The organism is Thermoanaerobacter kivui, assembly GCF_000763575.1.
GTDB classification, from domain to species: Bacteria; Bacillota; Thermoanaerobacteria; order Thermoanaerobacterales; family Thermoanaerobacteraceae; genus Thermoanaerobacter; species Thermoanaerobacter kivui.
In genome coordinates, this window is the sequence record NZ_CP009170.1 from 803,690 (window position 1) to 817,604 (window position 13,915).

10 protein-coding genes, 3 pseudogenes and 1 riboswitch are annotated in these 13,915 nt (G+C 34.7%); of the genes and pseudogenes, 11 read left to right on the forward strand and 2 right to left on the reverse strand.

Annotation, left to right across the window (positions count from 1 at the left end; all coding sequences use genetic code 11):
* Positions 1-9 precede the first annotated feature (9 nt).
* The 4 genes and pseudogenes from TKV_RS04030 (at position 10) to TKV_RS04045 (ending at position 4,271) form a co-directional block, all read left to right on the forward strand.
* Entirely contained in the window at positions 10-810 is an 801-nt protein-coding gene (locus TKV_RS04030) for a carbohydrate ABC transporter permease (protein WP_049684839.1), read from the forward strand.
* Positions 810-1,311, forward strand: a pseudogene (locus TKV_RS13940) (carbohydrate ABC transporter permease); the annotation flags it as partial. The gene TKV_RS04030 and the pseudogene TKV_RS13940, both read left to right, overlap by 1 nt.
* Positions 1,307-1,849 (forward strand): annotated as a pseudogene (locus tag TKV_RS04040) (extracellular solute-binding protein); the annotation flags it as partial. The pseudogenes TKV_RS13940 and TKV_RS04040, both read left to right, overlap by 5 nt.
* A gap of 79 nt (positions 1,850-1,928) precedes the next feature.
* On the forward strand, positions 1,929-4,271 hold the full coding sequence (locus tag TKV_RS04045) for a glycoside hydrolase family 65 protein (protein ID WP_049684840.1): 2,343 nt from the start codon (positions 1,929-1,931) through the stop codon (positions 4,269-4,271).
* Between the two features lie 41 nt (positions 4,272-4,312).
* Here TKV_RS04045 and TKV_RS04050 read toward each other — a convergent pair whose 3' ends face one another.
* Positions 4,313-6,043, reverse strand: coding sequence for a S8 family serine peptidase (locus TKV_RS04050; RefSeq protein ID WP_049684841.1), 1,731 nt, complete (start codon positions 6,041-6,043; stop codon positions 4,313-4,315).
* Positions 6,044-6,466: 423 nt separating this feature from the next.
* Positions 6,467-6,554, forward strand: a riboswitch (cyclic di-GMP riboswitch).
* 62 nt (positions 6,555-6,616) lie between these two features.
* Here TKV_RS04050 and TKV_RS04055 point away from each other — a divergent pair.
* The 7 genes and pseudogenes from TKV_RS04055 to TKV_RS04090 all read left to right on the forward strand — a co-directional run bounded on the left by TKV_RS04055 (position 6,617) and on the right by TKV_RS04090 (position 13,167).
* Positions 6,617-7,930, forward strand: coding sequence for a sigma 54-interacting transcriptional regulator (locus TKV_RS04055; RefSeq protein ID WP_049684842.1), 1,314 nt, complete (start codon positions 6,617-6,619; stop codon positions 7,928-7,930).
* 236 nt (positions 7,931-8,166) lie between these two features.
* Positions 8,167-8,743, forward strand: a pseudogene (locus TKV_RS04065) (IS607 family transposase).
* On the forward strand, positions 8,724-10,160 hold the full coding sequence (locus TKV_RS04070) for an IS200/IS605 family accessory protein TnpB-related protein (RefSeq protein ID WP_049684845.1): 1,437 nt from the start codon (positions 8,724-8,726) through the stop codon (positions 10,158-10,160). Before TKV_RS04065 ends, TKV_RS04070 begins: the two are co-directional and overlap by 20 nt.
* 148 nt (positions 10,161-10,308) lie before the next feature.
* Positions 10,309-10,917 carry a cell wall hydrolase gene (locus TKV_RS04075; RefSeq protein ID WP_049684846.1) on the forward strand — a complete coding sequence of 203 codons (609 nt, stop codon included), beginning with the start codon at positions 10,309-10,311 and terminating at the stop codon, positions 10,915-10,917.
* 99 nt (positions 10,918-11,016) lie between these two features.
* Positions 11,017-11,892, forward strand: coding sequence for a Mur ligase family protein (locus tag TKV_RS12305; protein WP_084574178.1), 876 nt, complete (start codon positions 11,017-11,019; stop codon positions 11,890-11,892).
* A 63-nt stretch (positions 11,893-11,955) separates the two neighbouring features.
* Positions 11,956-12,603: a single-stranded DNA-binding protein gene (locus tag TKV_RS04085; protein WP_049686205.1), complete on the forward strand. Its 648-nt coding sequence runs from the start codon at positions 11,956-11,958 to the stop codon at positions 12,601-12,603.
* A gap of 36 nt (positions 12,604-12,639) precedes the next feature.
* Positions 12,640-13,167 carry a cob(I)yrinic acid a,c-diamide adenosyltransferase gene (locus tag TKV_RS04090; protein ID WP_049684847.1) on the forward strand — a complete coding sequence of 176 codons (528 nt, stop codon included), beginning with the start codon at positions 12,640-12,642 and terminating at the stop codon, positions 13,165-13,167.
* Between the two features lie 28 nt (positions 13,168-13,195).
* Here TKV_RS04090 and dapD read toward each other — a convergent pair whose 3' ends face one another.
* The gene (gene dapD / locus TKV_RS04095; RefSeq protein WP_049684848.1) at positions 13,196-13,912 is read right to left on the reverse strand and encodes a 2,3,4,5-tetrahydropyridine-2,6-dicarboxylate N-acetyltransferase; all 717 of its coding nucleotides are present in this window, start codon (positions 13,910-13,912) and stop codon (positions 13,196-13,198) included.
* Between the last annotated feature and the right edge of the window lie 3 nt (positions 13,913-13,915).

The following is a 13,915-nucleotide window of genomic DNA, read 5'->3' on the forward strand; positions in this document are numbered from 1 at the left end:
ATTTTTTAAATTGTAAGCGCTTACAGTTTTAAGCATGAAAAGCGCATCATTCAAACTATTACTTTAAGTTTTCAAGACCAGTATACTAAAGCATTCACATTGGCAAATTATAAAGAGATTATAGGAAAAACAGAATTTAAAAATGCTTTTTTCAATACCATAGCTCTTACATTTATAAGTCTCACTTTGGAAATGACTGCAGGCCTCGTCATTGCGCTTATTTTAAAAAGGAATTTTAAAGGAAAAGAGCTTTTGAGGTCTTTGATGTTGGTTCCTATGGGAGTTCCTACTCTTGTGTCAGGTGTTGCGATGACCTATATTTTTGGGTTGTATGGTTATTTTAATGCGCTTTTGCAAAAACTACACATTATTGAAATGCCTATAGATTGGGCAAGTGGTGGTTTTAAGACATTACTTATGGTTTCTGTAGCGGATATGTGGAAAGTTACTCCGATGGTCATACTTTTGCTTTTGGCTGGTCTTGAAAGTATACCAGATGAAGTTTATGAAGCTTCCAATATTGACGGGGCAACTGCGTGGCAAACTTTTAAATATGTGACATTGCCACTTTTAAAGCCCTCTATAACGATGGCCTTGATATTAAGAGCGATAGATGCTTTTAGAATATTTGAACTTGTACTTGTTCTTGCAGGCCGTGCTACTCCTGTTATTTCTACCTTTGCGTATGATGAGTATAACAATTATGCAAATGCCTATACATCCGCAGCAGCATCTACAATATTGCTTTTAATGATAGCGGTATTTATAGTGAGCTACTTAAAAATAGCTGGTACTAAGGAGGAACAATGATGAGAAAAATAGATATTAGTGAAAAGATTTCAAATACAGCGTATATTCCAATAGCTATAATAGCGGCAATATTCATGATTATACCAGTATATATACTTTTTATAACTTCTTTTGCAGTGCCAAGTGATATATTAAAGCCTCATCCAGACTTTTTCATCACTCGCTTTACTTTGGACCATTGGAAAGACAAATATATGGCCTCCTTTTAAAAAAAGTTTTGTAGTGGCAACAATGACTACTATCATCGCAATTATAATAGCTGCTTCAGCGGCTTATGTTATAGCGAGGATGCCATCGAAAGTAAAATACGCAGTAGTATTATCACTGTTTTTTACAAGGATATTTCCTGATGTAGGTATTGCTCTTCCGATAGCAGTTGAGTTTATAAAATTAAATTTAATGGACACTTATTTAGGATTAGTTATGGCACACCTTATTGTAAATTTACCTTTTGCAGCATGGATATTGGTTGGAACTTTTGAGACAATACCAAAGGACTTATTCTCCTGACTCAAAGAAAGCTGACTGGAATACACCTGTAGAATATCTTGCAAAAGAGAGCGTATATTTGGTTCAAAATTGGCCGTACACTGCAAACGTTCTTGTAGAGCAGTATGGAAAAAAGAACATTTTGTCATCTCACGGATGGACAGGTCCGGTTAAAGAGTCCCACGTTTTGGGAGGAAAAGTTATAGGAATACCAACTGGTGCACCTAATAAAGAGATGGCTATAAAGTTTATGGAATACCTTATGAGTAAAGAAGTTCAAGAGAAACTTGTCACTAAATTAGGATGGCCATCAATGAGAAGCGATGCTTATGGTAAAGTTGCAGATTGGCAGAAGCCATATTTTGAGGCTATAAATGAGGTATTAAAACATGCAGAACCAAGGCCAAACCTTGTATACTGGGCTGATGTGGATAAGGCTATAAATGGAGCATTGAGAGAAATAATATTTGAAGGCAAAGATATCAAGACAACTCTTGATAAATATCACAACATGATAGAAGAAGCTAAGAAAGCTGCAGAAAGCAAGTAAATGTTTTAAATTGTTTTTAGTCGGAAACGACTTTGTTTCCGACCAAAATTTTGAATTAAAGTAAGAGTGGAGGATGGATATGGCCAACAAAACGAAGAAACCAATTTACCCTTTTGAAGATTGGGTTATAAGAGAGACGCAGTTTAGCATAGATACTAACTACAGAAATGAAACTATTTTTGCTTTAGCAAATGGATATATTGGAATGAGAGGAACTTTTGAAGAAGGATATTCAGGGCCTAAAAATACTTCTTTTAATGGGACGTATATCAATGGGTTTTATGAAATACACGATATAGTTTACCCTGAAGGGGGATATGGTTTTGCAAAAATAGGTCAGACAATGTTAAATGTGGCTGATAGTAAAATAATAAAATTGTATGTAGATGGGGAACAGTTTGATTTACTAAAAGGGAAAATCCTATTTTATGAGAGAGTACTTGACATGAAGAAGGGGGTTGTAGAAAGAAAAGTAAAATGGGAATCCCCTACAGGAAAAGTTTTAGAGGTAAAAATAAAGAGAATTGTATCATTAAATAGGCAACATTTAGCGGCAATTTCTTTTACTGTGGAACCTGTAAATTTTAGCGGAAAAATTAGATTTATTTCCGCTATTGACGGAAATGTTTCAAATATAAATGATAGTGAAGATGTAAGAGTAGGGTCAAATTTAAAAGGAAAGGTTTTAAAGACGATAGATAAAGGTGTAGAGGGTTTAAAAGGGTGGATTGTTCAAAAGACGCAAAAGAGCAATTTCTCCTATGTTTGCGCGATAGACAATGTATTAGTGAGAGATAGTAAATATGAAGTCTCAAATAGTTTAGAAGAAGATGGAGTAAAAGTAATTGTAGATCTAGAGGCTGAAAAAGGCACCTCATACACATTGAATAAATTTATTTCCTATTACACTTCAAAGGATTTTGATGAAAATAAATTGGTTGCTCTTGCTTTAGAAGAAATAGAAAAAGCCAAAAATGACGGCTTTGAAACGATAGAAAAGGAGCAGGAAGAATTTTTGAATTCTTTTTGGAAAAATGCTGATGTAATCATAGAAGGAGATAAAGCTCTGCAGCAAGGCATACGCTTTAATGAATTTCATCTACTTCAATCTGTCGGGAGAGATGGAAAGACAAACATTGCAGCAAAAGGGCTGACTGGAGAAGGTTATGAAGGTCATTATTTTTGGGATTCTGATATTTATATAATGCCTTTCTTTCTTTATACAAAGCCCGAAATTGCAAAAGCTTTGGTAATGTACAGGTATAATCTTTTGGATGCAGCAAGATCCAGGGCAAAGGAATTAGGTCACAAAGGAGCTTTGTATCCTTGGAGAACGATAGATGGGCCTGAATGTTCTGCATACTTTCCAGCTGGTACGGCACAGTATCACATAAATGCTGATATAGTTTATGCTTTAAAAAGATATGTGGAGGCTACAAATGATTTGGACTTTCTCTATGACTATGGCTGTGAAATATTATTTGAAACTGCAAGATTTTGGGAAGATTTAGGAGCGTATATTCCTCTTAAGGGCAATAGATTCTGCATAAACTGTGTCACTGGTCCGGATGAGTATACGGCATTAGTCGACAATAACGCTTATACCAATTACATAGCAAAAATGAATTTGGAATATGCCTATGATATTGCAAATAAAATGAAAAAAGAAGTGCCTGAGAAATACCAAAAAATTGCTTCTAAGTTAAATCTAAAAGATCAAGAAATTAATGCGTGGAAAAAAGCTGTTGACAATATGTACCTTCCTTATTCAAAAGAACTTGATATTATACCACAGGATGACAGTTTTTTGTATAAAGAAAGGATAACAGTGGATGAAATACCACAAGATCAATTTCCACTTTTGTTGCACTGGCATTACCTAGATATTTATAGATATCAAATATGTAAACAGCCTGATGTGTTGCTTTTGATGTTTTTACAGAGAGAAAAATTTACTAAAGATGAACTTAAAAAGAATTACGATTATTATGAACCTATTACCACTCACGACTCCTCCTTGTCGCCAGCTATATTTAGCATACTAGCCAATGAAATAGGATATACTGACAAAGCTTATAAATACTTTATGATGACTGCAAGAATGGATTTGGACGACTACAATGACAATGTTAAGGACGGAATTCACGCTGCTTCTATGGCAGGGACATGGAGCGCAGTTGTGAATGGTTTTGGTGGAATGAGGGTTTATACAAATGAACTGCATTTTGAGCCGAGATTGCCAAAAGAATGGAATTTGCTTTCTTTTAATGTGAGATACAAAGGGAGAAAAATAAATGTCAAATTAACCAAAGAAAATGTTGTGTTTGCATTATTAGAAGGAGAGCCTATAGAAATCTACTGCTTTGACGAAAAAATTTTACTTGAAAAAGGAGAAAATAAAGTAGAAAGTCGCAATAATTAAAGAAGTATAGAGCCAATCGGCACCATACTTCTTTAATTATTTTATATGTCGTTATTTGAAAGGGTGAGTGAACCGCCGCCCGTACTTAAATCAAGGTAATAATTTCCACTGCCTCTATATGAATATACTCTGATATAATAGGTTCCCGTTTGTGTTGGAGTATATGTTATTGTCTCCTGCCTTTGTGTTCCAGTGGAACTTTTAACAAGAGTACCAGTTGGGTCATAGAGATATATATCGAAATCAGGGTTATAGTTTGCCCAATCAGGTATTATGAAAGTTATTGCAATAGGGTATGATGTGTCTGTCACGTTAAATGTCCAAATGTCACTGTAACGAGACCCAGGGAGTGAATCTTTAGCATAATAGTGGTTTGGTACAGATATATTAGTTCCTGTGAAATTTCCAGCTGTTTTAATTGCTTCATATGCATCCAATCTTCCTGCACCATAGTCAATGTTTTTGCTTGGAGGTCCCCAACTTTTTGCAGTAGTCATTATTATGTTTTTTACATCAAGTGGTGCAAGGCTTATATTTGCATTGAGCATAAGGGCTACTGTACCTGCTACAAAAGGTGTTGCCATGCTTGTACCACTGTATGTCACATAACCATTTATAGAGTTTGCTTTTGCGGCGGTTATATTATATCCGGGTGCTGCAATGTCAGGTTTTATCCTTCCGTCAGCTGTGGGGCCACGGCTGGAGAAACTTGCAAGGTTAAATCCAAGTTCTCCTACATCCGCCATTGCTGCAACGGTTATGGCTTTTTCTGCTGCACCAGGTGATCCTATGGTGTACCTTGCAGGGCCTGAATTTCCAGCTGCAACTACTACTACAATTCCGCTATCTACGGCGCTGTTTACTGCTAATGAGGTAGAGTCAGTTCCATCAGAACTTGTAGAAGTGCCGAGGCTTAAATTTATAACTTTGATTCCGTATACATCTTTGTTTTGAACAGCCCAATCAATTCCTGCCGTTACAGTGCTCATACTTCCGCTTCCATTTGAATCGAGTACTTTTATTCCTACCAAAGCTGCACCAGGAGCAACACCTGTATAAAGGCTGTTCCCTGTCCCAGTGCCTGCCGCAATGCTTGCTACATGAGTTCCATGTCCATTATCATCGTAAGGGGTAGTTTTACCGTTTACAAAATCTTGCCATCCTATTATTTTGCCACCAGCAAGGTCAACATGGGATCCATCAATACCTGTATCAATAACTGCTATTACTATATCATTCTTGGAGTAAGAGGAAGGATTACCATCTTTGTCTCCAGTTACGCCAAAGTCACTTCTCGCTTTTGTAACGCCAAACCATTTTGTTGCAGTGTCTAATGTCGCATATACAGGCTCGTCATACTCAATTTGCTTTACTATATCTAATTTTGACAAAGCGTTTATTTGTCCTTTAGTTAAAGTAGCAGCAACTCCTGGAATAATTTTGTATTTATGCTTTATATTAAACTTTCCAATGGATTTAGAAATATTTAATAGTTCGTTATCATCTATGTTTTTGTTGAAGGTTATTATGACAGGGAATTCCGCACTGTCAGGCTTATCAGTAAGCTTTGCTTCCAGGTTATCAAAGATTTTGTTTTTGTTAGAATCTTGCATCAAAATTTTTTGAATTTGAGGCGAGTAATTTTTTGTTGGAGAGTCGCCAGATAAGTTTGTTAAGTTGGGCTGCGCTTTGACTAATACTCCACTTAGCGACATTAAAGCTACAATTAACACAAAAGCCAGTAAAGCTTTTAATGTTTGTCGGTTCTTCATTTTTTCTTCCTCCTTAAAAATTTAATATTTTTTAAAATTTAAGTCAGCCCTTCTAGTTGCTAAGTGAAACTTTGCTTTTCCTTATTCATCATCTCCTTTCTGTAACATTTTTCTACAATAAAACTTAAGCAACTTTTATGCCAGTTTATTGTATATAGACAAAACCTATAAAAGTTTTTGAAATGTATAATTTTTTATACACATTTTTATACATTTAAAAAAATAATGTAGTTGGTGCTAAAAATAAAACCATTATACTATAAAAATTTTCCAGTGTATAACGTTTTGCTTATATAAAAAAATTTGCAAAGAAAAGAATAGATTAATAATTTGACGAATTATGTAGAAAAAATCTTTTTTTAAAAAAGAAGGAAAATTTGTATTTGTATCGAAATAATAATATATGGGAAATTAAATAAATTTTGTCGAAAAAAGCAAACTCGTCGAAAGGCGGGGACGCAAAGCCACGGGTCTAATGCAATAGTTTTGCTATGATAGCCGGGCTGCCAACTATAATGTAGGAACTCCTGCCTTTGAGCGGGAGTTTTATTAATTGATAAAGTGGTGTGTCGTATGACTAACAAAGAGAAAATTTATAACATTATTTTGGAAAAAAGTGAAGATTTTAAAATTGAAGATTTTTTGATTGACAGAAAGGGTGGAATTACCACAGAAGAAATAGCAAAACTGTTAAAAATCGCACGGCCTAACGTGTCTTCAATTTTGAATCTTCTTGTAAAAGAAAAGAAAGTTGTGAAAATAATTTCAAAACCTGTGTATTATGTCGAAAAAAATAAATTAGAAAAGGTTTTAGGGGAAGAAGTCAAAGAAAAATTAATATTGGAAGAGTTGATTAATTTTGCGACTTTTAAAAAAGAAAAAAAGCTGTGTGCTTTTGAAGATATTGTTGGGTATAACGGTAGCATTAAAGAACAAATAGAACAAGCTAAGGCAGCAGTATTGTATCCTCCCTATGGACTTCATACTCTTATCATTGGACCACCTGGTTGTGGTAAGTCTTATTTAGCGGAAACCATGTATAAATTTAGCCTTCAACACGGTAGGAAAGGACCTTTTGAAGTGCTAAACTGCGCAGACTACTATAATAATCCTCAGCTTCTCATGTCACATTTATTTGGTCATGTTAAAGGAGCCTATACTGGAGCTGATGTAGATAAGATAGGATTAGTAGAAAAAGCTAATAAAGGGATATTATTTCTTGATGAAGTTCATAGATTACCTCCAGAGGGGCAAGAGATGCTATTTTACCTTATTGACAAGGGAGTATATCGGAGATTAGGGGATACTGTTGAAAGAACAGCTAATTTGATGATTATAGCAGCTACTACAGAGAAACCTGGTTCTTTTTTAAAAACTTTTATGAGAAGAATACCTGTCGTCATCCAACTCCCCTCTTTTGAGGAAAGGCCTCTTAATGAAAAGGTGGAAATATTGACAGGACTGTTTAAAGAAGAGGCGAAGCGCTTGAATTTGAATATCATTGTACATCCTGAAATAATTTCTACAATTTTGTCTATTAATTATGAAGGTAATATTGGAGAGTTGAAATCGTTTATTCAACAACTTTGTTCAAAAGCTTTTTTAAGGTATTATGGGTTAACAGCAAATTTACTAAAAATTGATTCAACTCTTTTACCTGAAGATTACTTATTAAAGTTGAGTGTGCATGCAATTTTTGATAAATTTTTAATCATTTCGTCTGATTTTAGAGAATGGAAAATAGATAAATATGATTTTTATGAGTTGATAGCGGCGAAATATCACGAATTAAAGAAAAGTGGTTTGGATGGAGCAGTGCTTAAAGAACAATTAAATAATTATATGAATAATTTCTTAAAAAACCTTTTGAACGGCAATTTTATCTAAAAGTGGAAAGGTTCTATAGATTAGTATATCTAAGAATATATCACTATAATATATCATTCTGGAGATATTTTTAATTAACGGAGAATTATCGGGAAATACGAAAGATGACAATATTGATAGAAGAGTTTATAATTGTAATCGAATTAACTCCTGCTATCGCGCAACAATAGAAAGGAGGTAGGTAACAGTTGAAGATAGTCATGCAAAGTGGTATAATTTTAATTGGGTGATAACAAATGTTACTAAGCATGCAAAAAGTAAAGGAAATGTACTCAATTAGTCGAAGAACACTTATAAACTGGGAAAAGGAAGGATTAATAACACCTGTGAGAACTCCAAAAGGCATCAGAAGGTATAAAAAAGAAGATATAGAGGAGTTATTAGGCATGCTGGAAGAAAAACCAAAACCTAAAGTGAGTGTCCACAAAGAAACAAGAAGAATATCTTAAGAATCAAATTAGAAGGCTTGAAGAATACGCTAATTCCAAAGGATGGCAGTATGAAGTCATACATGAGATAGCAAGTGGGGTAAATGAAAATAGAAGAGGCTTATTAAAGCTTTTGAACAAGATAAAAAGAGGAGAAGTTGAAAAAGTTGTAATAGAATATCCTGATAGACTAGCGAGATTTGGCTTTGAATATCTCAAATTTTTCATGGAAAGTTTTGGGGTAGAGCTTATAGTTTTAAACGGGAAAGAAAACGAAGAAGATACAAATAAAGAGCTAGCAGAAGACTTAATAGCAATAGTAACATCTTTCGCAGCAAGAATTTACGGGCAAAGGGGCAAAAAACATGATAGTGATACAGGCTAAACTCATTTTTCCAAATCAACAAGACAAACAAATAGTATTAGATCTTCTGAGAAGATGGTCATCCTGCGTAAGATACGCATACAAAAGGCTTCTAGAAGGTTATGATAGAAAAACATTAAAAAGAGACCTTCAGGGAATATTTGACTTAAACTCAAGATATGTAGATGATGCAATAATGAAAGCAAGGAGTACACTGGAATCTGCGAAAGAACTAGGTAAAAGTCCAAGAAAAGTCATTTTTGGCGGGAAAAAACTGTTTAGAAAACTTCAAAAACATCATTTAAATGGTAAAGCATATAAAAAATTAAAAATTAGGTGGCAGGAGAAAAGAAAAGGAAATCTCTATTCAAGAGGGGATAAAAGCAAAAAAGGAAATCTCAACACAAGAATAGAAGTAAGAAAAAACGGCACTTTCTTAAGGATAAATGTAGGGGAAAGAAAATATGTATACGCCAAAATAGAAGCAGGCTACAAAAAGAATAAAAAAAGAAAAGAACTCCTGCAGGAAATTGCCCAATCAAACATACCATACTCTGTAGAACTAAAACTCAAAAATGGCAGCATATGCGCCTATTTTGCCATTGAAGAAGAATATCCAGAAATAAAAATAACAAAAGAAAAAGGAATCATAGGAATAGATGTGAACGCATATCCGGACAACATATCATGGGCAGAGGTAGATGAAAAAGGAAATCTAATAAGCTATAGCAGTATACCGATGCCGGAACTTGCAAGCGGCAATTCAGATAAAAGAGAGTATTTCAGATGGCAGTATGCTCATGAGATAGTAAAGATAGCAAAAGAAAAAAGAAAAGCAATAGTAATTGAAAAATTAGACATAAAAAACAAAGGAGAAAAAGGAGACTTTTCAGGCAAAAAGTCAAGGAGAATAAGACATAACTTTAGCTACAAATCCCTTTTAAAAAAGATAAAAATTTTAGCAAAAAAGGAAGGGATAGAAGTAATAGAAGTCAATCCTTCTTACACCTCAATAATAGGCATGTTAAAATATGCGCCGCAGTACATGATAACAAAAGACATAGCAGCAGCTTACGTAATAGCAAGAAGAGGATTAGGCAGAGAAGAAAAGATACCAGACAATTATATAAAGTTTCTTAACGCACTAACTATAGATGAATTAGAAGAATTAAAAAAGCATGTAAAGAAAACAGTCAGGAACAAGCAGTTGAAGAAAAAACACTTAAAAGAGATAAAGAAAGCGGTAGAATTTCTACAAAGCCTTGAGAGTGAGCCAGGAAGGGTACTAAAACCTCTGGATGGAACAAGTTTTAGTGCCCATGATTTCTGGCAAGTTCTCAAGGTAGCGGTGGTAACTCCACTCTCCCCTGAGAAGGTGCCAAGAGACTTCTCTGCCCTAAAAAAGCTGTTAATTCAGGGCAAGTGGGGAGACCCATAAAGGCGCGAGTTCCTGCTTCTTGGGGCAGGGGCTATGGCTTTCCCAAAAACCGCCTGCTGGGGCTGGGAAAGTCTGAAGGGCGGACTACAAATACCCCAGCTACCAAACTGCACAGTCTTGCACAGTTTGGGTAACCAGGAAACTGATGATGAAGAATAAAATTTTGAAAATTGCTGTAGCATATTTAATGATATTTATAATGATATTTGGAGGAATTACTTCGGCGTACGCTTACGACAAAATCCACGTTGTTTCAAAAGGTGAATCGTTATATTTAATAGCTAAGTGGTATGGCAGTGATGTAAATAGCATAAAAGAGGCAAATGGGAATTGGAGCGACTTAATATATCCGGGTGAAAAATTGGTTGTGCCAGTAAATGAAAATAGCGCTTATTACAATTATTTTGTGGACAGGTATCTAATTGCAAAAATGATTTACGCTGAAGCTCGAGGAGAAAGCTTTGAAGGTCAGGTAGCTGTAGGTGCGGTGATTTTAAATAGAGTAAAAAGTGGTATTTTCCCTAACACTGTGGCAGGAGTTATATATCAGCCAGATGCTTTTGAATCTGTGGCAAACGGAGAATTTTTCAATCATGAACCTGACCTTACAGCTTTTAAAGCGGCAGATGCAGCTTTAGCCGGATGGGACCCAACAGGAGGAGCGTTGTATTTCTTCAATCCAGCTACTTCAACTTCTTGGTGGATATGGACAAGGACAATTACAAATGTAATCGGACACCACTGGTTTGGAATATAGGAAGGCATGATGCCTTCCTATATTTCATATAATTGGCATTATAATAATTAATGTTTAAGAAAACACTAAAAATAGCACTCAAAAATGGGAGCTGATCCTATGAAAAATATTCTAATCGGTGGCAGCAGAGGGAAAACCACAATTTCAAAATTTATATTCCATTGTGTTAATCCAAAAGAAGCTTATATACAAGAGTTTACGGAACAAAACAAAAAAGTTGACATTTTAATTATTTCTAATATTTGCGAGAAAGATGATTTTAAGAAATTAAAAAATTATGTTGCTAAGAATTTGGCTAACAACATCATAATTAATGCGGATGATAAAAATGTAAACAAGCTTTTTATGGAGGACATAAATTCCACTCTTATAACATGTGGCATGAATCCCAAGTCCTCTATCACTGCTTCTTCTATAGTATATGAAGAAGGCGGTTATAAGTTTAACTATTGTGTCCAAAGGTCTTTTTTTAATTTAAGAGGTGAATTGATAGAGCCCATGGAAATACCTGTTGAAATAAAAATGTATGGACAGTATAATATATATAACTCGTTGTTTGTAATAACCGTTTTATTGCTTTTAGGCTATGAAATTGAGGATATAAAAAATGCTATTAAGGGCTTTAAAAATGATGGCAATTTTGAAATACTGTACGATGGTAATTTTAAAGTGATGTTTCACTATGCTCGTAAACAAGTAGATTTTATTAATGCTTTTAATGCTCTTTGTGATGTTTCTTATGAAAACTTATATCTTTTGTTGAGAAGAGAGGATAAAGAAATGTTAAAAAGTGTTTTAGAAAGCAACAAAGATTTATTGAATATTAAAGAAATTATTGATATAGATGAAAATAACTTTTATTCTTATGATCGCTATATTGAAGATATTGGAGAAAATGGTTTGTTTTTAGCGATAGGGAACTTTAAAGAAGGTTTTAGCAAAACTTTTTTAAATTACATCCATAACCTGTCATAAATACCTTCCGAGTTTAATATATATTCTTAGAAGGTACACATGATGGAAGGGGAGAGTGAACACATGGCAGGGAACTTTTTGGAAAACAATGCAGTTGTAGTAGTGGGAAAGATATTTACAGATTTCGAATACAGCCATGAGTTATATGGGGAGCAGTTTTTTAATTTTATTTTAGAAGTGCCAAGGCTGAGCGAAACTAAGGATTATCTTCCGATTACTATTTCTAACAGGTTATTTGAAGGTATGAATTTACAAGTGGGAACAAGGGTAAAAATTGAGGGGCAATTGAGGTCATACAATAGAAAATCTCCAGAAGAAGGGAAAAATAAGCTGATTTTGACCATATTTGCCCGAGACATAATGGTATTGCCAGAAGATGAAATAGTAAAGAATCCGAATGAAATTTTTTTAGATGGCTTTATTTGCAAAAAACCTGTTTATAGAACAACTCCCTTTGGAAGAGAGATAACTGATTTGCTTATTGCTGTAAATAGGCCTTATAACAAATCCGACTACATACCTGTTATAGCATGGGGGAGGAACGCTAGATTTTCTGAAAAATTAGAAGTAGGAGATCGAATACGGTTATGGGGAAGAGTACAGAGCAGGGAATACCAGAAAAAGATTAACGATGAAGTGGTTACAAAAATCGCTTATGAGGTTTCTATTACGAGGATGGAAGTAGTTGAAAAGGAAACCCAAAAGAGTTAGAATGAAATTAACAGAAGATAAAAGGGGGGATAAGTTTTGGAAAGAGGACTTATACAAGTTTATACTGGAGATGGTAAAGGAAAGACTACAGCTTCTATTGGGCTTGGCATAAGGGCAGTGGGCAGAGGCTTTAAAGTTTATATGGTGCAGTTTTTAAAAGAAACAGATACAGGAGAACTTCATACACTTAAGAATATTGAAAATTTTAAAGTTTTTAGGTTTCAATCTTCAGATAAATTCTTTTGGACGTTAAATGAAGAAGAGAAAAAAGTTCTTGCAAAAGAAATGAAAAAGGCTTATGAATTTGTTGTAGATGTGTTGGAAAACAAAAAATGCGATGTGCTTATTTTAGATGAGATAATGGCAGCTATACATAGTAAGATGTACACTGTGGAGGATGTACTAAAATTAATAGAAATAAAACCCAAAGAGATAGAACTTGTTTTGACGGGTAGAAGTGCTCCTCAAGAAATTATTGAAAAAGCAGACTTGGTTACAGAGATGAAAGCGATTAAACATCCTTTTGAAAGGGGAATACCGGCGAGATACGGAATAGAATATTAAAAACACCCGACAAAATCGGGTGTTTTAATTAACCTCTTAAGTCCTCCATGAGTTTTGTCTTTTCACGGGTTTTGTCGCCTACTATTTTTACAATTTTTGCCGGAACTCCTGCGACTACTGTGTTAGGTGGTACATCTTCTGTCACAACTGATCCTGCTGCAACAACAGCGCCATGACCTACTCTTACTCCTTCTAATATAACTGCATTTGCCCCGACAAGTACGTTATCTTCAAGCACAACTGGTACACTGCTGGGGGGTTCTAACACTCCTGCTATGACAGCTCCAGCTCCTACATGGACGTTTTTGCCTATAATTCCTCTGGCTCCTATTACTGCGTTCATGTCTATCATAGAGTTTTCACCAATTTCTGCACCTATGTTTATTACTGCACCCATCATTATCACAGCGTTTTTGCCTATTTTTACTTTATCTCTAATTATTGCACCTGGTTCTATTCTTGCATCAAGATGCTTAATATCCAGCAAAGGAATTGCAGAATTTCTGCGATCATACTCTAAGCGATAATGTTTTATTTTATCTTTATTTGCTTCAATCAATTTTTCGACGACGTACAATTCACCAAAGACGACTTTAAAGTTGTCACAGCCATATACTTCCAATTCTTCGGTTTCTTCAATCTCTATATTCCCTTGTATGTAAGCCCTAACAGGTGTGGATTTTTTTGCTTCTTTGATGTATCTTGCAATTTCATAAGGGGTTGTCAAGTTATCATTTGTGTTCAAATA